This is a genomic window from Acinetobacter sp. WA-87 (assembly GCF_039938935.1).
Taxonomy (GTDB): Bacteria; Pseudomonadota; Gammaproteobacteria; order Pseudomonadales; family Moraxellaceae; genus Acinetobacter; species Acinetobacter seifertii.
The window spans coordinates 652,498-671,975 of the sequence record NZ_JBDUVF010000001.1 but is presented as its reverse complement, the minus strand read 5'-3'; the positions used below and the strand labels follow the sequence as shown (position 1 = coordinate 671,975).

The window sequence follows — 19,478 nt, the reverse complement described above, 5'->3', positions numbered from 1 at the left end:
CACACGGTTTTAAAAATTAAGCAAATCCACCATTTACTCGAACGACTTGTGAATTTATCCAACGTCCATCTGGGCCAGCTAGCATGGCAACTACACTGGCAATTTCTTCAGGTGTTCCGATTCTTTCCAAGGGAGCGAGTTTTGCAATTGCTGCCACTTGCTCATCAGTTTTTCCATTATAAAAAAGGTCAGTTCCTGTCGGGCCGGGCGCAACTGCGTTTACAGTAATATTTCGGCCGCGTAACTCATTTGCTAACACATGGACCAAACCTTCTACACCTGCTTTTGAAGCAATATAAGGACCATAGGCCGGAAAAGATTTGGCAATTACACTGGTTGAAAGCGTAACAATCCGACCACCATCTGGCACCGTTTCGGCTGCATGCGCCAAAATTAAAAAAGCGCCACGTAAATTGGTATGAATTACTTTATCGAAATCTGGCAGACCTTCAGGTGTAATTTTTGCCATAGGCATAATGCCGGCACTATGAACTACCACATCTAATTGACCGTTAATGGCTTTAGCTTCTTGAAATAAACGAATCACCTCATGTTCATTTGCAACGTCCGCTTGAATAGCTGAGGCTTGACCACCTTGCTCAATAATATGATCTACAGTGGCTTGGGCATGAACCTTATTGCCCGAATAGTTAACAATCACATAAAAACCATCTTGAGCTAAGCGTTCAGCAATAGCACGACCAATACCACGTGATGCGCCAGTAACCAGAGCTGTCTTTTTTGAAATATTCATTTTTAGATTGCCTGTTTGAGTAGGTATGGCTTATTTTAATAATATAGAAATATGGGATAAATCTTGATAACTGGATAAGATAATTCCATATTTATTAATAATAGACAAGGTTAAAAGCGAGCACCATGGATAAATTTGATACCTTGCAACTTTTTACCCGCATCGTAGAGCTGGGTAGTTTTAGTCAGGCAGCCGATCAGCTAAATATCCCACGCGCTACAGCAAGTAATGCCATTAAAGAGTTAGAGAATAATTTGCAGTGTCGTTTGCTAGAGCGGACGACTCGGCATGTAAGACCATCACTAGATGGGCAGGCATTTTATGAGCGTTGTACACAAATATTATCGGAACTCGATGATGCCGAATCGTCTTTACGCAATGTAATTGCTCAGCCCCGCGGTTTATTACGTGTCGATTTATCAGGCGCACATGCAACTAAAATTGTTTTACCCAATATCGACCAATTTCACGAGTTGTATCCCGACATTGAACTTGTAATTAGTACGGGTGATCGTTTGGTTGATCTGATTCGGGAAGGGATAGACTGTGTGGTGAGAGCAGGACGTTTGGATGATTCCACTTTAATTGCTAGACATTTAGTCGATATGCCACAAGTCATTTGTGCAAGTCCTGACTATCTAAATAAACATGGAACACCACAGCAACCAGAAGATTTGTTATCACATTATTGCGTTAATTTCTTTTCTACATCAGGCGGGCGAAATTATCCATTTGAATTAATGGTGAATGGCAAGAAACAAGATTATTTTTTGAAAAGCTGGATCGTGGTAAATGATGCTGAAAACTATGTATTATCTGCTTTACGTGGGGCAGGTTTAATTCAGGTTCCGCGCTATCATGTAGCGAATGAGTTAAAAGACGGACAACTGGTTGAGGTTTTATCTGAATGGCAAATCCCGAAGATGTCAGTTTCTGCTTTATATCCTCAGCACAGGCAGCTCTCGCCACGCGTACGAGTTTTTGTCGCTTGGCTGAGTGAGTTATATACGGGGTATTTTGCCAACTTTGAATACCCGCAAAAATGAAATATCTTGCGGGTAAGTCAAAAACTGAATGATATTTTAAGACTGATTCTGCAATTTATCTTGAGTCTTGGTCTCAAAATCACTTGCATCATGGCGTTCATGCAACTGTGTAGCTAAATCACCAAAAGTGCGGTTGACCATACGACCACGTTGTACCGCAGGGCGCGCTAAAATCGCATCTGCCCAGCGTTGAACATTTTTATATTGATCGACACCTAAAAACTCCGCGCCGTTATACACCCAGTTTTTAACAAGACCGCCATACCAAGGGAATGCTGCAATATCAGCGATGCTATATTCAGAGCCTGCTAAATATTCATGCTTTGCTAGATGCTTATCTAACACATCAAGCAATCGTTTTGTTTCCAAGGCAAAGCGGTTAACTGCATATTCAATTTTAATGGGTGCATAAGCATAAAAATGCCCGAAACCGCCACCTAGGTAAGGTGCGCTGCCCATTTGCCAGAATAACCAATTAAGGCATTCAGTACGTGCAGCAATATCAGTTGGAATGAATGCTTTAAACTTTTCAGCCAAGTAAAGCAAAATTGAACCAGACTCAAACACTCTTAATGGCGGGTTTTGGCTATGGTCAACCAATGCTGGAATTTTAGAGTTGGGATTAATTTCTACAAAGCCACTGCCAAATTGCTGTCCTTCACCAATTTTAATCAGCCATGCATCATATTCAGCATCTTGATGACCTAATGCTAAAAGTTCTTCTAGCAAAATAGTGACTTTTTGCCCATTAGGCGTTGCTAAAGAATAGAGCTGGAGCGGATGTTTCCCTACCGGAAGTGTATGCTCGTAACGCGCACCTGAGGTAGGTTGGTTTAAATCGGTTTTTTCTCCAGTCCATTGCCAAACTTGTGGAGGAATATAGTTTGAATCACTCATTTTTTATCTCGTGTTTGGTGTAAATATAAGGTTTTAGTTATGTCGCAAGGCAAGCCATTTTTGAACGCTCGGGCGTTGCCATTGCTGTAATGCATAGTTTTTTATACGTTCTGGTACAGCATCACCATTTTGAATAAGGCGTTGCAACATTAGGGCAAGTTCAGCATCCACAATGCTCCATGAACCAAAAAGAAATTCGGCATCAGACGCAAGAAGTTTTTCTGCAACAAAGAAAAGTTTTTCCGCAGCTTTTTTGCCTTCTTCTGAAAGTGGAGTGGAGGTGGGCTGAATAAAAATAACATCGGTTGGTCGTTCAGTTCTTAGTGCAACTAAGTCTGATCGGAGCCATGCCTGAATTTGTCTTGCTCTTGCGCGTGCTTGAATATCTTTTGGATAAATAGATGTGTTTGGATAAAGCTCTTCAAGATATTCCAAAATGGCAGATGATTCTGATAAGGCAAAATCGTTATGCTCAAGTACAGGCACTTTGGCAGTTAATGACTTTGCTACATAAGATTTTTCAAACTGGCCTTGCTGGCCTAAGTTGATGGTCGCTATTTCAAATGGAATTTGTTTTTCATGTAGCCCTACAAAAACTGTAAACGCGTAGGGGCTTAGAAATTGTGAATCTGTGTACAGCTTAAAATGCTCGTTATTCATTGTTATTGTCCATGTCATAAAACAATCGAATCTAGTCTAAGTGAGCTGATCCAAGATTGGGTAGCTTTTTTGTGGAAAAGCTTTATCGGTTTTTGAATTAAGCTATTTCAGTGTTCAACGTTAGGGCTTAATGTGCTGGAAATGCTCACGAACAATACTAAGCCACGCCTGTACCGCTGGTGAGACAGGAAGATTCTTTTTCCAAGCCATCACTAAGTGCCACTGAATATTTGGTTTTTCGAGTGGCACTGCTGCAAATAAACTAGGGTCAAGCATGTCGGTATAATACTGTGGGAGAAGCGCAATCCCCATACGTTGTAGCACCATATCTGCCAAGAGGTGCCATTGGCTGGTGCGGCAAGCAATGGTTGGGTAAAAACCATGCTGCTTACAGGCATCGAGAATAATACTGTTTAAAGAGAAATTTTCAGGAAACATTAAAAATGATTGGTGTTGTAGCTCTTCTAAATTTATTTTTTTGCGGGTTGCCCAAGTGGCATCCCGACGTAAAAGTACCATTAAAGGGTAGTTACATAGCTCAATGCTATTGAAAATTTGCTCATCAAAAGGCTGCAATAAAACGCCAACGTCTAGTTCATTGTTAAGCAAAGCTTGTTCAATACCACGTGAACCCACTTCCATAAAAGCCAATTCAATATCTGGTAATTGCTGATGATAATCAAATAGGGCAGTTGTTAGAAGCTGCGAACCTAAAGGCGGAACGCCAAGTTTTAAAGTTCCTGTTTTTAGTTGTTGGTAGTTTTCAATTTCAAGAAAGATGTTCTGTTCTGCCTGAAGAAGCTCGATCGCATGTTGATAAATGCGTTCTCCAATTTCAGTTAGTTCAATTTGTCTTTTTCGTCCATGATCAGGTTTAACCAAAAGCTGTACCTGAAGCTGCTCTTCAAGCTGCTGTAATATTTTACTAATAGTCGGTTGAGTCAGATATAACTCTTCAGCAGTACGTGTAAAGCTTTTTGTTTTGACCAGCGTAACGAAGCACTGTAATGATTTTAGTGAAAGCATAATAAAGAATATATTATTCCATTTTGGAATGATAATAACATGAATAATTCATATTTAGCAGCTTTAACCAAGATAGCATAATGGTGTAGTTAACCATTTAATTTCGCAAAATGAGTACTGAATCTGCTTCTGGCACACCCACACAACCTTCACTTTTAGTTTTAGTTAAACAAATTTTGATTTTGGCTGGATTTTGGTGGGTCGGATATCTCTTACATCAAAAGCTTGGCGTACCTGTCTCAGCAGGCATTTTAGGTATGTTTTTATTGCTTTTATGCCTGTTCTTTAAAATTATCAAAATGGATCAGGTGGCAATGGGAGCAACCGTTGTTTTAGGTGAACTGTTGCTGTTTTTCGTACCTGTTGTAGTTGCCGTAGTTCAGTATAAAACTTTGTTTATGACCGAAGGCTGGCAAATTGTTTTGAGCATTGCGGTTGGGACCATTTCGGTCATGCTCAGTACATGTCTGACGATTCACTATTACAATCGTTTGAAAGCTTATTTACAGGCCCGAAAACGTCTTCAACATAAGCATATCTAAAGAGCAAACGACATGAATATTTGGTCAATTCTTTGTCTGATCTGGACTTTGGCAGCCTATGTTGTGGCAAAGCGGATCTATCAGAAAAATCCAAAACTTTGGTTATCACCCGCGATTAGTGTACCTGTACTCACCATCATTTTGATGACGATTTTTGGAATTTCATATCAAACATATGCTGAAGATACGCAGTGGATTGTTAATTTATTAGGACCAGCAACGGTTGCTTTCGCTGTACCGATTTATCGTTATCGCGAAACGATTCGTAAAAACCTTGGAGTCCTTTCGATTGCGATTATTGTGGGGATGAGTGTAGGTGTGATGTCTGCCTATGAAATGGCACAGTGGTTCCACTTTAGCCCTGAAGTCACCAATAGTTTGATGGCCCGTTCTATTTCAACACCATTTGCCATGATTTTAGCGGAAGATATTCACGGTTCGGCAGCATTGGTTTCACTATTTACGGTCATTACTGGTTTGGTCGGTATGATTTGCGGCGATGCAATTTTAGCGATTACTAAAATCCGTTCTAACGTGGCAAATGGTGCAGCTTTCGGAAATGCAGCGCATGGTTTTGGTACAGTTAGAGCACAGCAGCGCAATAGTGAAGAAGGTGTGATTGCCAGTTTAACCATGGTCATTGCAGGTATTTTAATGGTACTGATTGGGCCATTTGCGATTCATCTATGGTTGCTGTTGTAGATTTTATCTAACTTGATTTGTCATGTTGTTGAATAATTCTTGATAGTTTTTTGATGGCTTGTCTCATCAGCTCCGGTTCAAAATCACCTAAGCCAACAATTAAACCCGGACGTTGTTGTTCTTGTGAAAATGTCGGTGAAATTGCTTTAATGGCAATGCCTGCATCGACTGCCGAGCTTGCAACGTCAATATCATTAATATGCTGAGCAAGCCATAACACCATATGCATGCCTTGATCGCCCGGCTGTAACCAAGCCAGTTCTTGAGGTATGTATTTTTCAATCAAGCCAATAATGTATTCTCGGACTTCTGCATAGACATTTCGAGTGCGTCGAATATGTCGTTCCAAATAACCCTCTTGAATAAAAGCTGCCAAAACGTGCTGGTCGGCAGCAGGTGGGTGTCGATCAATTAATACTCTGAGTCCACAAAAAGATGCTACCAACTCTTTAGGCAATACTGCATAACCAAGTCTAAGTGATGGAAATAGAACTTTGCTGAAAGTCCCAAGATAAATCACTTGGTCGGGTGCCATACCTTGTAAAGATGGGAAGGGTTGACCGTTATAACGGAGTTCACTGTCATAGTCATCTTCAATGATCCATGCATTTTGCTGTTTTGCCCACTCTAATAAGGCCGTACGTCTTGCTAGACTCATCGGCATGCCAAGTGGATATTGGTGAGAGGGTGTCACGAAAGCAGCACGTGCATGTTTAGAAAGCTTAATTCCAGTTTCAACCTGAATGCCTTCTTCATCAACAGGAACACGTACCATCCGAATGTTTTGTACAGCATGTTCAAAAATAGCCGTTGTACCCCGATAAGCCGGATCCTCAATCCAGACTTCATCTTTTGCTTCAAATAAAATCTGACTGCAAATATAAAGTGATTGCTGAATACCGGGTGTAATCACGATTTGTTCAGGTTCGCAGTGGACAGAGCGGGATCGGCGTACATAGTCTGCTATAGCAATTCTTAGTGATAGTACGCCTTGAGGTTCACCATAACCCGAAGGAGCACCTGCACCTCGAGATCTAAATTTATTACCAAATTTACGCCAAATATCACTCGGTTGGGTTCGGGCAATGGGAACAGACACTGCAAAAGGGGCATGAGGAAGAGGTTTAAACTCTTTAAGCACTTGGGCATAGGAGAGTGCCGACTTCGTCAAAGAGATTGCGCTAGGTGTGGTTTCTTTTTGAGAATGTTGCGGCGTAGTTTTTTTAGTTAAAGCATGAGACACATAGGTGCCCGTTCGTGCTTGAGAGTCAAAAACACCTTCAGCTAAAAGTTGATCGTAAGCTTCGATAATCGTTCCGCGAGCGACTCCAAGTGTTTGAGCCAGCTCGCGTGAAGAAGGCAATGGATCGCCGGGCTGTAAATCACCACTTTGTACAGCTTCGCGTAAAGCTTGAGTCAGTTGGGCACTTATTTTTCCTTGGCTTTTATCAATCTTTGCAATAGACGGAAGTTCAACAACTTTTGCCATTCTGGCCATAATTCTGGTCTACTTAAAAAAATATAAAGTGGTTCTTTTTAATAAACCACAGAAACCAGAAAATTTACAACACAAAATATAAATAACCCTGATATTTACAGTGAGGTTTTGAGCCATGTATATCCCCGATGATTATGCAGAAAACCGTTTGGATGTATTACATTCTCTTATTACCGAATATCCATTTGGTGTGCTTTTTACTCATGGAAGTAATGGCTTAGATGCAAATCATCTTCCATTTGAATTGCTGGTAAATGAAGAGAACTTGGGTGTGCTACATGCGCATGTGTCTAGAGTTAATCCTGTCTGGCAGGACATTAAAAATGGAGATGAGGTGTTGGTCGTGTTCCAAGCAGGCGATGCTTATATTTCACCAAACTGGTACCCATCCAAACATGAACAGCACAGACAAGTACCAACGTGGAACTATAGGGTTATGCATGCTTATGGCAAAGTGACAATCCGAGATGATGAGCGTTATGTTCGTGGTGTAGTGGCTCGTTTAACCCGTACCCACGAAGCATCTCAACCTGAACCATGGAAAATGTCAGATGCACCAAAGGACTATCTTGAACCAATGTTAAAGGCGATTGTGGGAATAGAAATTGAAATTACCAAGCTGCAAGGAAAATCAAAACTTGGGCAAAATAAAGAACGTCGTGACATTTTAGGCGCGGCAGATGGTCTATCGAAATCTGGTCATCAAACTATAGCGGACGCTATGTATAGTGTCGCTGAGTTAAATAAATAATTTTGAAAATATAAAACTTTAATATCAATTGAGGAGACAAAGATGTCTTTGACTACACCTGTTGAGTTATTGGGTGAGCACGTTATTTTAAAGCCGTTAGATGTAACTCAAGCTGAAGCGCTCAAAGAGGCCGTTTGCGATGGGGAACTTTATAATCTTTGGTATACCCGTGTGCCAAGACCTGAACAGATGACTGCGGAAATTGAAAGACGTCTTGGTTTGCAAAAATCTGGTTCTATGCTGCCATTTTATATTGAAGACCGAAAAACGGGGCGGGCGTTGGGCATGACAACCTTAATGCATATTGAAGAAGCCCATCACCGTGTAGAAATTGGTTCGACGTGGTACCGCAAATCTGCACAGCGTACGCCTGTAAATACTGAATGTAAAAAGCTATTGTTGACTCATGCATTTGAGACTTTAAATTGCATTGCAGTCGAGTTACGCACATCTTCTTTAAATGTTCAAAGTCAAGCCGCGATCGTACGTTTGGGTGCAAAGCTCGATGGCGTGCTGAGAAGCCATCAAATTGTGAAAGACGATATTTTGAGGGATACCCATGTTTATAGCATTTTAAAACATGAGTGGCCTGCGGTTCGCCAAAATCTGGAATGGATGTTGAATAAACCGCGTTAGGAATTAATGCATAAGTCTATATTCTTGCGGAGTATTACCCGTCCAGTTTTTAAATGCTCTGCTAAAAGAATTGTGCTCTTGAAAGCCCAATAGAAATGAAATTTCACCTGTACTCATTGATGATTTTTCTAAATAATGTTGGGCAAGAGATTGACGTGTCGCATCCAAAAGCGTTTTAAAATTAGTTTGTTCTTCTAAAAGTAGCCGTTGTAGCGTACGTTTGCTCATCGCGAGTCTTTGAGCAACATCTTCTATCGTACACAGTCCAGCAGGTAGGTTTTCTAAAAGTATTGCTTTAACTTTTTCGCTAACCGTTGCATCTTCATCAAGCTGTATAAGACTACGTTGCAAGTTTGGCTCGAAAAAAGACCACATGGTCGGGTTGGCTGTTAAAAAAGGACGTTCAGCATCTTGGCGTGAAAAGACAATCGAAATGTGTTCACTTTTTTGTGGAAGTACGCCAAAAAATGTTTTGTACTCTGCCAGATTATTAGGTAAATCCGGCAGTGTAACTTTCAAAGGTATAACCTGATGCCTTGTACATATTCTTGCTAATTGAGCAAAAAAGACCAGTTCTGACATAGCAAGGCTTTGCGGTGTTGGCGTAGATACATTATAAAATTTGAGTTCTAGCGTTGTTGTGTCGTTATCAATTGCTACTTGTAACTGCATGGGCCCAACGAGTCTTTTAAATTCAGATAGACGCTGTATCGCAATATTAAAGTTGGGACTACAAATACAGGCAAAAATCGCTGGATCAAAAAGCTCAACTGTAATCATCTGACCGATTTTTAAAGGTAAGTCATTTATTCCAGCAAGTTGTTCAATTGCGTGCCAAAAATTGAAATATTGAACGGGCGTAAGGCTTGCATCTTTACGGTTGAACAAATCAAGCGGTAGAGATGCCAAACGTAATGCATCTTCAAGATTTATGCCTAGGTCATTCAGTAATAACTTCCAGTTGGTATTTAGGGCAAAATTTGAAGCATATTTCATTTGAGCATCTCAACATTAAACTTATACGGGTCACTTCATTTATTTAATAACTGACATCACCATACGATCAAATACACGGTCACCAAACCATTTACGTACAAATATCATCAGTTTGGCATATTTGCCACCCACATAGCGTGTTTTAGGTGACGATGCATGAACAGCTTTCATCAACATATCAACGACAACTTGCACATCTGAAAGTTCACCTTTTTCTACTGTAGTTTTTGTTGAGTTAGCAACCGCGGCTGCCATATGGCTATACGCACTTTGTCCTGAACGTTCCAGCATAGGTTGGATCATTACATCTGCAAATTCAGTTGCGATAGCACCGGGTTCAATGACAACAACATCAATATTAAATGATTTTAACTCTAAACGTAGACAGTCAGACCAACCTTCAACAGCATGTTTACTCGCATGATACCAACTACCAAGTGGTGTATAAATTTTTCCACCCATTGATGAAATATTGATAATTCGACCCTGCATTTTTTTACGCATACTAGGCAGAACCTTTTGGGTTAAATAGGCCATACCAAACAGATTCACTTCAAATTGATAGCGTGCATCGGCAAGGGTAGTATCTTCCATAGCACCATACATGCCGAAGCCTGCACAGTTAACTAAAATATCAACACCATGGGTTTCTTTTTCAATAGTTTTCACAACTTGGTCGATATCATCCTGATTGGTAATATCCATTTTTAATGTATGAGCACCGAGTGTTTTTAGTTCTTGCATAGCATCAACGCGACGGGCAACGGCATAAACAGTTGCGCCTTCTTTGAGTAATGCTTTGGTAAATGCTTTTCCCATACCAGATGATGCGCCTGTGATGAGAACGATTTTTTCTTTAACTGTGTTCATATTCTGTCTCTCAACTAAAGTTTTAAGGAACTTGCTTTTCGATAGAGACATCATAGGAATTTGAACGATATTTATCCAAATCGAATGGCGACAATGTTTAATCAAAGTGCGCCAAATTTTAGTAAAGATCATTTATTAGAAATAGAAAGATAAACTCTGCATAAAGCGAAAGCTTATTTTTTGCTTAATCATGATGAACATATGGCAATTAATAACCACGGGATTAAAGTCATATTCATTGCTTTCCAGCCAAATAAATCGAGTAAAGCATCTTCGCTAAAAGAAAAAATTAAGCCGACAACAAAAACAGTCATGTCGTTAATGGCTTGGGCCTTGATTCTAAGAGGCTGGACCTTCTTATAAACCTGCTTCAACTCTTTGTTGAATAGTTTTAATCACCTGATCTAATGCGCTTTGAATTTTAGTGTTCCATTCAAAAGAACAGTTAATTCTCAAATAATGCTGCTGTGCAGGTAAAACACTAAACAGAGGACTTGGCGCAACGCCAATATCTTGCTGAATCAACTCTTCATAAACTTGCATACTGTCTAGCGTACTAGGAAGTTTGACCCATAAAAAATAGCCACTTGGGTAGTAATACACTTCACAAGAGTTAGGTAAATGTTGCTTCAAATAATGATAAAACTGCTTTTTATAACGCTCAAGGGAAAGTCTAAGTGTACGCAAGTGTTTTTCATAATGATGGTGAGATAAAAATTCAACTAAAGCATTTTGAATGAGTGCATTTACTGAAATAGTACTCATAAGCTGTAAGTGTTGAATATGGTCTGAAAACTTACCCGCATAGACCCAACCAACCCGAAAACCTGCCCCTAAAGTTTTAGAAAATGAAGAGCAGTGCAGTACCAGATTTTGTTGGTCAAAGTACTTCATCGAAAGTGGTTTTTGACCGCCATAAAAAAGCTCTTCATACACATCATCTTCAATCAAATAAATTTGATGCTCATGAAGTAGTTTGGCAATTTTATATTTAATGTCATCACTAACAGTAAAACCAATCGGGTTCTGGGCATTCAGCATGAGCCAACATACCTTGATAGGATATGTTTGAATAACTTGTTCAAAAGCTTCTAAGTCAAAACCATGCTGAGGGTGTTCAGGAATGGTAATCACTTTAAGCCCTAAACGCTCGGCAGCTTGCCAAGCGCCGTAAAATACGGTTTGTTGCAATAGAATATAGTCGCCAGGTTGAGCAACAGCTTGTAGGGAAAGGTTCAGTGCATCTAAACCTCCTGATGTAATGACAATGTCATCTGGGTCGGTTTGTATGCCTTGCATACAGTAGCGCTGAGCAATCAGTTTTCTTAAGGCTAAATTACCGGGAGGTAGGCTTGCTGTCTGGTCGTAGCTTTGTCTTTGCCGTGCAAGTTGCCCCATAATTTGAATAAGTTTGGGAGCAGCTAAAAGCTGACTGTCCGGAAAAGCTGACCCAAAAGGTACGACAGACTCATGTTGAATTGACTTAAGATATTTAAAAACTAAAGAATTAATTTCAATTTTAGAATTGAGCGAAACAACTGAATATTGCTCGAGTGACTTTAGCGCAATTTGCTCGGCAACAAAATATCCCGATTTTTCTTTTGAATAGATCAGACCTTGGGATTCAAGCTCCTGATAAGCATTCATTACGGTCATTAGACTAAAGCCAGAGCGTTGTACCTGATCTCTCAACGAAGGTAATTTTTCATGTGCATTTAAAGTGCCGCTCTCAATGAGTTGGCGAATGCTATGGGCGAGTTGTTCTGATTTATACATGTATGAGCTGCACGAAATAAAAAAAGATGCACTGAATCAATAATAAATGCCGTTTGCAGAATCTACAAACGGCATTTGTCTATAAGGATGGAATTACTTTAAGTAAGGGGCTGCATAAATCAATATCACTTTAAACAATCCCGCAATTACAGCTAAGGCTAAGAAACCACCAAGCCATAACAGAATAAACCATTGGGTTTGGTTGAGTTTAACGGATGACTTTTTCATAAAACCCTCCATACTTAATGATAGCCTTCATCACCTACACGGACTTTGTCTCTAAATACCCAATAAGACACAATGGTGTAAGCAATAATGATTGGAATCAAAATAAGTGCACCAACCAAAGCAAACATTTGGCTAGAATGAGGTGCTGCGGCCTGCCAGATGGTGACTGATGGTGGAATAATATAAGGCCATAAACTAATCACAAAACCAGTAAATGCAAGGAAAACGAGAGCCAATGTATATGCAAATGGTTTGAGGTCGTGATTCTGCTTTTTACATGCCGATAAAATTAGGCCAACAAACAATAAGACCAAAATAGGTACGGGACTAAAATAGAAAAGATTTGGTAAAGAGAACCAGCGATCTGCAATTTCAGGATGAGTCAAAGGCGTATATAAACTTACAGCACCAAAAATAATGAGTAGTGCAATAATTAGCTTAGGCATAAGCTCATACATACGTTGCTGTAAGCCTTTTTCAGTTTTTAAAATGAGCCAGCCACAACCCAAAGTTGCATACATAGCAACTACACCAATACCTGTAAAGATCGTAAATGGTGATAACCAATCAAGAGACCCACCAGCATAAATACCATTTTCGGTTTTAATCCCTTGAATATAAGCACCCAAAATAATCCCTTGAAGGAAGCTCGTTAAAACCGAACCCCAAATAAAAGCCAAGTCCCACAGATGTTTGGTGCGATGAGCTTTAAAACGGAATTCAAAAGCAACGCCACGGAAAATCAGGGCAATCACCATGAAAATAATAGGTAGATAGAGTGCTGATAAAACTGTTGAATAGACCAGTGGAAATGCTGCATATAGACCAGCACCTCCGAGTACCATCCACGTTTCGTTACCATCCCAGACAGGGGCGACGGTATTCATCATCACATCACGTTCTTGGCTGTTCTTAATGAATGGGAACATGATCCCGATTCCTAAGTCAAAACCATCCATGACCACATAAATCATGACACCTAAACCGATAATACCGACCCATATTAAAGAAAGATCAATCATGACGGTTCTCCCCAGATTTTTGGTTGCTGTCAATATTTTCATCAACTGCACTGAGTGGGCGCATTGGTGTTTTAAAGTGTCCAACACCACCAGATTCTATATTTGGTGTATCGATAAATGATGGGCCTTTATTAATGAGTTTTAAGGTGTAGTAAATACCGCTACCAAAAACGATGGTATACACCACTACAAAAATAAAGAGACTGAGGCCGACTTGATCTGCCGACACCGTATGAGATAAGCCATCTTTGGTTCGCATAATGCCATATACGACCCAAGGTTGACGGCCTACTTCAGTGGTTACCCAGCCTGCAAGTAATGCAACATAACCTGCTGGGCCCATTAGTAAAGCAAATTTGTGGAACCATGATGTTTCATAAAGTTTTCCGCTTTTACGCAGCCAAAGGGCAATCAGTGATAAGGTAACCATAAGGACACCAAGGCCAACCATCACACGGAAGCTCCAGAAAATAATGGTCGAGTTTGGACGATCTTCAGGTGCGAAATCTTTTAAACCAGTGACTTGACCATCTAAACTGTGAGTCAAAATTAAGCTACCCAAATATGGAACCCCCACTTCAAAGTGGTTACGTTCTTCTTTCATATCTGGAATAGCAAATAACAGTAATGGCATTGGTTCGTTATGATTGGTTTCCCAGTGACCTTCCATTGCGGCAAGTTTGGCAGGTTGATGTTCACGAGTGTTTAAACCATGGTTATCACCAATCACCACTTGTAAACATGAAGTCACAAGTACCATCCAAAGACCCATCGAGAATGATTTTTTCACCAGTTCATCACGACGGCCTTTTACTAAATGCCATGCAGATGTTCCTACGACCAATAAAGATGAAACCAAGAAGGCAGCAGCACCCATATGGGCAAAGCGGTAAGGGAACGATGGGTTAAAAACGATAGCTAGCCAGTCTTTAGGCACAATAATGCCATTTTCGATCGCAAAACCTTGCGGGGTTTGCATCCAACTATTGGAAGATAAAATCCAGAACATGGAAATACATGTTCCGATAGCAACCATAAGTGTGGCAAAGAAATGGGCTTTAGGACCAACACGTCCCCAGCCAAACAACATAATGCCTAAGAAACCTGCTTCTAAGAAGAAGGCACTTAACACTTCATAGGTAAGTAAAGGACCCGTAATACTTCCGGCGACTCGTGAAAATTCACTCCAGTTGGTACCAAACTGGTAGCTCATTACGACACCGGAAACAACTCCCATACCAAACGCAACGGCAAAGATCTTAATCCAGTATTTAAATAGATCTTTATAAATTGGGTTTTGCGTTCTTAACCATTTCCATTCTAAAACTGCCAAAAAGCAGGCAAGTCCGATGGATGTGGCTGGAAAAATAATATGGAAGGATACTGTGAAAGCAAATTGTATTCGCGCTAATTCTAGAGCGGTTAGACCGAGGCTCATAAACTTTCCCCCTGTGAACTAGCTGATGATGATTGAATGAGTTAAATACTTATTTTCAGGCAAAAAAGTACTCTGGCGATTAAACTTACTTCTGTGATAAATGTTCTTAGCAAGTAAAATGCCAACAGGGTAAAGCAATATAATTGCTTGATATTTCAATAGAATAGGGCGATTGATTGTTTTCAATCTGTTAGCAAAGTTTATGCTTGATGTTGCATTTGTAAAAATGCATGTTGCATTGAAACATTGATGAAATATCTGTCGATATGCAATAGATCGTCTCATGAAAACTACCTACCTTAAGAAGTTTTCTTAATCATGCACTCGCTCTATTTGTATATATAGATACAGAAATTTTTTATAAAACTATAACAGTTCAGTGCTGTTTCGAGGGGGTGCTATAGTTTTTTTTCGCTCATCTGTAGCTATATATTCAGTCCTCTAAAGTTCACAATAAAAATGAACAGGATTTACCGTCGACCTAAACCAACCTTCAATACTCAATGTGAACGCTGCTTTAGATTTTTTTAAGCACATGATTATGTTCTTCTTTTCTATTTCCATTGTTGTTTTGTGTAGGGTCCGGTTGCTGCGTGTTTCTTAAAGACCTGAGTGTAAGTGTAGCGCTTCTAAAATAGCTTGGATGTTAAAAAATGTTTATTACTTCTCAACTCAATGTTCTACATAAAATTATTAAAAATCAGTCTATTTCTACCTTGGTAATAGATCAGTTAGAACAGACTTATGTGAACCTTGAAGCAACTTTACTTAGAGCGAAAGTACTCAGAGACTTTTCTAAAACTCAAACGGTTTATTTAATTCAGTCGCATATTGAGCCACAGCAAAGCAGTTTGGCTTATCTATTCTCACCATTTATTTTTGCGAACCTAAACAAAGCTGCTATTTATACAACACCTGCAACACCACCTGTGCTTACTATTCTTAATAAATACTATCAAGCTGACAAGAAGGTCGTATTTAAGATAGATGAAGTTTTAGAAAGCCTAAAAATATATCTAGATTTAGAATTAATAGAGATGGGAGAAGCTGACTTTATTTATTTAAAATTAATCAAAGCATTATGTCGAAGCGATATCTCCACAGTTTTTTTAATAACACATTTAGAGCTTGATTTAGAGGCTTTAAAGCAACTTAAACAGTTCTTAAAAATAAAAATTCATTGGGTCAAAGTCGTAAAAGATGAAAGTCTAAAAGGCTTAGATCAGCTAGATATGCGTAAATTATTATTTAAAAATAAAGATGAAGCATATGTACAGTTATGTGCTCATTTTGCGCAAATGAATGCAGCACTGGTCGGGTTATGCGATACCTTTACTGCCAGTCAAATGACTCACTTAATTGATGATATGTTTTATTCAGAACATATTTTTGAAAAGTTATCTGTTTATTCAGAATATATGCAAACCTTATTGCAAAGTCAGCATAGTCTTACCAAGAAAGAGATCGCTTAGAGCGGTCAGGCTTTTGATTGGTGTTATATCAAGATTGAATACTGTTATAAAAAAATAATCGTTTTCATGTGAAATAAATATTTTATGGTAAAAGCAAAGCAATATTGGTTTTACTTACATGACAAATTTAAATTTTGAGCATCATCTCGGTTCACTAACGCATGCAGCACTTAGTCAGGCTTCAATCATTTCTCGCGTGTGGGGTGAAGGGCCAACTGAGCGTTATGATGAATTGGCAAAAAATTTCAGACCAACTTTTGCCCGTATTAAAGAAGGGGCTTTAATCCGTGAGCAACAGCATATTTTGCCTTATGAACAACTTCAGTGGCTCAAAGATGTTGGTTTTACACGTTTAAGACTTCCAAAAGATCGTGGTGGCTTTGATGCCACTATTCCTGAATTATTTGCATTGCTCATTGAACTTGCAGAAGCGGACTCAAACTTACCGCAAGCTTTGCGTGTGCATTTTGGTTTCACTGAAGATGTGTTGGTAAGTAAAGACAAAACGTTTCAACAGCGTTGGCTTAGCCGAATTGCAAATGGGGAAACAGTCGGTAGTGCATGGTCTGAAGGAGGGAAAGAGTCAATTGATCAGTTCGAAACACATTTGTATCGAGACAGTGAAGGAAAAATTCGTGTTAAAGGTAAAAAATATTACACCACAGGGAGTCTATATGCCGATTGGGTGGATGTTGGTGTAACAGATTTAAAGGGTGAATCTGGCTCAGTGGTTGTGCGCCGTGAAGATGAAGGTGTTGAAATTGTTGATGACTGGAATGGCTTTGGTCAGCAACTCACCGCAAGCGGTACAGCATATTTCCATGATGTGTTGGTCGACGAAACTGAAATTTTACCTGATGATGACCGTTTTAAATATTCAGCGGCTTACTATCAACTGGTCCAACTGGCAATCATTACAGGTCTAGGACGTGCTGCAACCTATGATGTTTCTCAAGCTGTTGCTAAACGTACCCGAAACTATACGCATGCAAATGCTCAATTTGTAAAACAGGATCCGCAAATTTTACAAGTAGTAGGCCAAATCCGTGGCGCGGCTTACAGTGCAGGGGCGATTGTTGAAAAAGTCGCACAAAGCTTACAACGTGCTTACTTAGCTGCATTTCAAAATAATGAGCAGCTTGAAGAAGAGCAAAATGCACTTGCTGAGCTTGAAAGTGCACAATCTCAAACGGTTATTACCGATTTGATTTTAAATGCTTCTACAATTTTATTTGACGCTTTAGGTGCTTCTGCAACAGACAAAGATTTAGGTCTAGATCGATACTGGCGTAATGTACGAACTTTATCTTCACATAACCCGAGAGTATTTAAAAATCGAATTATCGGTGATTTTAGTGTAAACGGCACATTACCACCGTATCAATGGCGAATAGGGAATGTTGCTAAATAATAAATTTTAGTTTTAGATTTTAAGCGGCTTAATATTATTTTGGTTGTTTAAATTAAATTATAAAAATCTATTAGAATAAAATCATATTTTGTTTGGGGTTTATATTATAAAGAAAACCTAAAAATTGCTTTAGTATAAAAATTAAATAAAATGCTGGTTGATATTTGATGACTAAGAAAATTAGTTTTAATGCTTTTGAAATGAATTGTATTGCCCACCAATCTCCTGGATTATGGCGACATCCTCAAGATCGATCTGTTGAATATAAAGATTTAGAATATTGGACAGATTTAGCACAAATTCTTGAACGTGGTTTTTTTGACGGTATTTTTATTGCAGATGTGCTTGGTATTTATGACGTTTATCATCAAAGTGCTGAACATGCCTTAACAGGTGCAGTACAAGTTCCAGTCAATGATCCGCTACAGATTGTGCCAGCGATGGCGGCAGTTACAAAGCACTTGGGCTTTGGTGTCACGACCTCTATTTCCTTTGAGCATCCTTATCCTTTTGCTAGACGTATTAGCACGCTAGACCATTTAACCAAAGGACGAGTTGGATGGAATATCGTGACGTCTTATTTAGAAAGTGGTTCGAAAAACTTGGGCCTAAAAACTCAGGTTAATCATGACAATCGTTATGATATTGCTGATGAATATTTAGAAGTCCTTTACAAACTTTGGGAAGGGTCTTGGGAAGAAGGTTCGGTACTTCGTGACCGTGAAAGCGGTATTTTTGCTGACCATAAAAAAGTGCATCCAATTCGGCACGAAGGTAAATACTTTACTGTACCGGGTATCCATATTTGTGAGCCATCACCGCAGCGAACACCAGTACTTTATCAAGCGGGGGCATCTTCACGCGGGCAGAAGTTTGCTAGTCAAAATGCAGAGTGTGTATTTATTGCAGCGCCGTCTAAAATTGCTACTAAAAAAGTGGTGCAGGGTATTCGCCAAAAATTGGCTCAAGAAGGCCGCGACCCGTACTCAGTTAAAATTTATGCACTTTTGTCGATTGTCACTGATGAAACAGATGCAAAAGCACAGGCTAAGTTTAAAGAATATCAAAGCTATGGAAGTTACGATGGCGCTTTAACATTGCTGTCTGGCTGGTCTGGTGTGGATTTTTCACAATACCAGCCAACGGACAAAGTTGAATATATTCAAACCAATGCCATTCAATCTTTATTGGATTCTTATGTGAATGCGGACCCAGAACGTGTTTGGACTATTGAAGAAATTGCAAACTGGAACAGCTTAGGCGGTAATGGGCCAGTATTGGTGGGTTCGGCAGAAACCGTTTCGGATGCTCTACAACAATGGGTTGAAGATACCGATATTGATGGCTTTAACCTTGCCTATATTTTGGCTCATCAAACCTTTGCCGATGTGGTTGAGTTTGTTGTTCCGGAGTTGCAAAAACGAGGTGTATATCAAACTTCGTATACACAAGGAACATTAAGAGAAAAATTATTTGGTGCTGGGCCATATTTGCCTGAAAATCACCGCGGTGCAAAATATCGTAATCTAAAAGAGTTAAAACTTGCTGAGGCGAGTTAATATTTTGAAAAGCCTTTAGATAAATAGCTGGTTAAATACCGGCTTTTATTTTGTATTTTTATATCGGATTTACTGCTGAGTTAATAATGAAAAGATAATTCTATAATTTAGATTAAAACATCAGATTAATTTGTTTTTGTATGGTGCGAATAATCATTATTTTGTTTCTGTGATTAAAATACAGGAATTATTAA

General features: G+C 39.4%; 19 protein-coding genes and 1 pseudogene. 8 read left to right on the top strand and 12 right to left on the bottom strand.

The genetic code is table 11. The features are described from left to right. Positions 1–16: 16 nt before the first annotated feature. The gene (locus tag ABFY81_RS03250; protein WP_347913013.1) at positions 17–754 is read right to left on the bottom strand and encodes an SDR family oxidoreductase; all 738 of its coding nucleotides are present in this window, start codon (positions 752–754) and stop codon (positions 17–19) included. A gap of 125 nt (positions 755–879) precedes the next feature. Between ABFY81_RS03250 and ABFY81_RS03245 the strand changes: the two genes are divergently transcribed. After that, positions 880–1,800, top strand: coding sequence for a LysR family transcriptional regulator (locus tag ABFY81_RS03245; RefSeq protein WP_347913012.1), 921 nt, complete (start codon positions 880–882; stop codon positions 1,798–1,800). Positions 1,801–1,836: 36 nt separating this feature from the next. Here ABFY81_RS03245 and yghU read toward each other — a convergent pair whose 3' ends face one another. The 3 genes from yghU to ABFY81_RS03230 form a co-directional block, all read right to left on the bottom strand. Further along, the gene (gene yghU / locus ABFY81_RS03240) at positions 1,837–2,697 is read right to left on the bottom strand and encodes a glutathione-dependent disulfide-bond oxidoreductase (RefSeq protein WP_347913011.1); all 861 of its coding nucleotides are present in this window, start codon (positions 2,695–2,697) and stop codon (positions 1,837–1,839) included. A 33-nt stretch (positions 2,698–2,730) separates the two neighbouring features. Continuing rightward, positions 2,731–3,357, bottom strand: coding sequence for a glutathione transferase (gene yfcF, locus ABFY81_RS03235; protein ID WP_347913010.1), 627 nt, complete (start codon positions 3,355–3,357; stop codon positions 2,731–2,733). 120 nt (positions 3,358–3,477) lie between these two features. Beyond that, positions 3,478–4,383 carry a LysR substrate-binding domain-containing protein gene (locus tag ABFY81_RS03230; protein WP_347913009.1) on the bottom strand — a complete coding sequence of 302 codons (906 nt, stop codon included), beginning with the start codon at positions 4,381–4,383 and terminating at the stop codon, positions 3,478–3,480. 110 nt (positions 4,384–4,493) lie between these two features. Here ABFY81_RS03230 and ABFY81_RS03225 point away from each other — a divergent pair, with 110 nt between their 5' ends. Together ABFY81_RS03225 and ABFY81_RS03220 are read left to right on the top strand one after the other, a co-directional pair. Further along, complete coding sequence (locus tag ABFY81_RS03225; protein WP_005069824.1) at positions 4,494–4,925, top strand: CidA/LrgA family protein; 432 nt, start codon at positions 4,494–4,496, stop codon at positions 4,923–4,925. A gap of 12 nt (positions 4,926–4,937) precedes the next feature. After that, positions 4,938–5,627, top strand: coding sequence for an LrgB family protein (locus ABFY81_RS03220; protein ID WP_002157453.1), 690 nt, complete (start codon positions 4,938–4,940; stop codon positions 5,625–5,627). Between the two features lie 7 nt (positions 5,628–5,634). Here the strand turns inward: ABFY81_RS03220 and ABFY81_RS03215 are convergent, their stop codons facing one another. Then, complete coding sequence (locus ABFY81_RS03215) at positions 5,635–7,125, bottom strand: PLP-dependent aminotransferase family protein (protein ID WP_347913008.1); 1,491 nt, start codon at positions 7,123–7,125, stop codon at positions 5,635–5,637. Between the two features lie 115 nt (positions 7,126–7,240). Between ABFY81_RS03215 and ABFY81_RS03210 the strand changes: the two genes are divergently transcribed. Both ABFY81_RS03210 and ABFY81_RS03205 read left to right on the top strand, forming a co-directional pair. Next, positions 7,241–7,876, top strand: coding sequence for an FMN-binding negative transcriptional regulator (locus tag ABFY81_RS03210; protein WP_347913007.1), 636 nt, complete (start codon positions 7,241–7,243; stop codon positions 7,874–7,876). A 42-nt stretch (positions 7,877–7,918) separates the two neighbouring features. After that, positions 7,919–8,512, top strand: a complete 594-nt coding sequence (locus ABFY81_RS03205) for a GNAT family protein (RefSeq protein WP_347913006.1) — start codon at positions 7,919–7,921, stop codon at positions 8,510–8,512. Between the two features lie 3 nt (positions 8,513–8,515). Here the strand turns inward: ABFY81_RS03205 and ABFY81_RS03200 are convergent, their stop codons facing one another. The 7 genes and pseudogenes from ABFY81_RS03200 to ABFY81_RS03170 form a co-directional block, all read right to left on the bottom strand. Continuing rightward, a complete protein-coding gene (locus tag ABFY81_RS03200) occupies positions 8,516–9,508 on the bottom strand; it encodes an AraC family transcriptional regulator (protein ID WP_111853692.1) in 993 nt (330 codons plus the stop codon). A 39-nt stretch (positions 9,509–9,547) separates the two neighbouring features. After that, positions 9,548–10,378, bottom strand: a complete 831-nt coding sequence (locus ABFY81_RS03195; RefSeq protein WP_001098856.1) for an oxidoreductase — start codon at positions 10,376–10,378, stop codon at positions 9,548–9,550. Between the two features lie 188 nt (positions 10,379–10,566). Further along, positions 10,567–10,719: pseudogene (locus ABFY81_RS03190) on the bottom strand (MFS transporter); the annotation flags it as partial. A 16-nt stretch (positions 10,720–10,735) separates the two neighbouring features. Then, a complete protein-coding gene (locus ABFY81_RS03185; RefSeq protein WP_347913005.1) occupies positions 10,736–12,154 on the bottom strand; it encodes a PLP-dependent aminotransferase family protein in 1,419 nt (472 codons plus the stop codon). 93 nt (positions 12,155–12,247) lie between these two features. Beyond that, a complete protein-coding gene (locus ABFY81_RS03180) occupies positions 12,248–12,382 on the bottom strand; it encodes a hypothetical protein (RefSeq protein WP_000749813.1) in 135 nt (44 codons plus the stop codon). Positions 12,383–12,396: 14 nt separating this feature from the next. Then, a complete protein-coding gene (cydB, locus tag ABFY81_RS03175) occupies positions 12,397–13,404 on the bottom strand; it encodes a cytochrome d ubiquinol oxidase subunit II (protein WP_019458891.1) in 1,008 nt (335 codons plus the stop codon). Further along, complete coding sequence (locus tag ABFY81_RS03170) at positions 13,397–14,842, bottom strand: cytochrome ubiquinol oxidase subunit I (RefSeq protein WP_151761741.1); 1,446 nt, start codon at positions 14,840–14,842, stop codon at positions 13,397–13,399. Before ABFY81_RS03170 ends, cydB begins: the two co-directional genes overlap by 8 nt. 653 nt (positions 14,843–15,495) lie before the next feature. Here ABFY81_RS03170 and ABFY81_RS03165 point away from each other — a divergent pair. The 3 genes from ABFY81_RS03165 (at position 15,496) to ABFY81_RS03155 (ending at position 19,284) form a co-directional block, all read left to right on the top strand. Next, positions 15,496–16,314, top strand: a complete 819-nt coding sequence (locus ABFY81_RS03165) for a hypothetical protein (protein ID WP_347913004.1) — start codon at positions 15,496–15,498, stop codon at positions 16,312–16,314. 118 nt (positions 16,315–16,432) lie between these two features. Beyond that, positions 16,433–17,725 carry an acyl-CoA dehydrogenase family protein gene (locus ABFY81_RS03160; RefSeq protein WP_347913003.1) on the top strand — a complete coding sequence of 431 codons (1,293 nt, stop codon included), beginning with the start codon at positions 16,433–16,435 and terminating at the stop codon, positions 17,723–17,725. A 167-nt stretch (positions 17,726–17,892) separates the two neighbouring features. Further along, the gene (locus ABFY81_RS03155) at positions 17,893–19,284 is read left to right on the top strand and encodes an LLM class flavin-dependent oxidoreductase (protein WP_347913002.1); all 1,392 of its coding nucleotides are present in this window, start codon (positions 17,893–17,895) and stop codon (positions 19,282–19,284) included. The last annotated feature ends 194 nt before the right edge of the window (positions 19,285–19,478 follow it).

Excerpts from the sequence above, each read along its gene's own strand:
- ABFY81_RS03250 (WP_347913013.1), bottom strand. The coding sequence starts at position 754 with ATGAATATTTCAAAAAAGACAGCTCTGGTTACTGGCGCATCACGTGGT.
- ABFY81_RS03245 (WP_347913012.1), top strand. The coding sequence starts at position 880 with ATGGATAAATTTGATACCTTGCAACTTTTTACCCGCATCGTAGAGCTG.
- yghU (WP_347913011.1), bottom strand. The coding sequence starts at position 2,697 with ATGAGTGATTCAAACTATATTCCTCCACAAGTTTGGCAATGGACTGGA.
- yfcF (WP_347913010.1), bottom strand. The coding sequence starts at position 3,357 with ATGAATAACGAGCATTTTAAGCTGTACACAGATTCACAATTTCTAAGC.
- ABFY81_RS03230 (WP_347913009.1), bottom strand. The coding sequence starts at position 4,383 with ATGCTTTCACTAAAATCATTACAGTGCTTCGTTACGCTGGTCAAAACA.
- ABFY81_RS03225 (WP_005069824.1), top strand. The coding sequence starts at position 4,494 with ATGAGTACTGAATCTGCTTCTGGCACACCCACACAACCTTCACTTTTA.
- ABFY81_RS03220 (WP_002157453.1), top strand. The coding sequence starts at position 4,938 with ATGAATATTTGGTCAATTCTTTGTCTGATCTGGACTTTGGCAGCCTAT.
- ABFY81_RS03215 (WP_347913008.1), bottom strand. The coding sequence starts at position 7,125 with ATGGCCAGAATGGCAAAAGTTGTTGAACTTCCGTCTATTGCAAAGATT.
- ABFY81_RS03210 (WP_347913007.1), top strand. The coding sequence starts at position 7,241 with ATGTATATCCCCGATGATTATGCAGAAAACCGTTTGGATGTATTACAT.
- ABFY81_RS03205 (WP_347913006.1), top strand. The coding sequence starts at position 7,919 with ATGTCTTTGACTACACCTGTTGAGTTATTGGGTGAGCACGTTATTTTA.
- ABFY81_RS03200 (WP_111853692.1), bottom strand. The coding sequence starts at position 9,508 with ATGAAATATGCTTCAAATTTTGCCCTAAATACCAACTGGAAGTTATTA.
- ABFY81_RS03195 (WP_001098856.1), bottom strand. The coding sequence starts at position 10,378 with ATGAACACAGTTAAAGAAAAAATCGTTCTCATCACAGGCGCATCATCT.
- ABFY81_RS03185 (WP_347913005.1), bottom strand. The coding sequence starts at position 12,154 with ATGTATAAATCAGAACAACTCGCCCATAGCATTCGCCAACTCATTGAG.
- ABFY81_RS03180 (WP_000749813.1), bottom strand. The coding sequence starts at position 12,382 with ATGAAAAAGTCATCCGTTAAACTCAACCAAACCCAATGGTTTATTCTG.
- cydB (WP_019458891.1), bottom strand. The coding sequence starts at position 13,404 with ATGATTGATCTTTCTTTAATATGGGTCGGTATTATCGGTTTAGGTGTC.
- ABFY81_RS03170 (WP_151761741.1), bottom strand. The coding sequence starts at position 14,842 with ATGAGCCTCGGTCTAACCGCTCTAGAATTAGCGCGAATACAATTTGCT.
- ABFY81_RS03165 (WP_347913004.1), top strand. The coding sequence starts at position 15,496 with ATGTTTATTACTTCTCAACTCAATGTTCTACATAAAATTATTAAAAAT.
- ABFY81_RS03160 (WP_347913003.1), top strand. The coding sequence starts at position 16,433 with ATGACAAATTTAAATTTTGAGCATCATCTCGGTTCACTAACGCATGCA.
- ABFY81_RS03155 (WP_347913002.1), top strand. The coding sequence starts at position 17,893 with ATGACTAAGAAAATTAGTTTTAATGCTTTTGAAATGAATTGTATTGCC.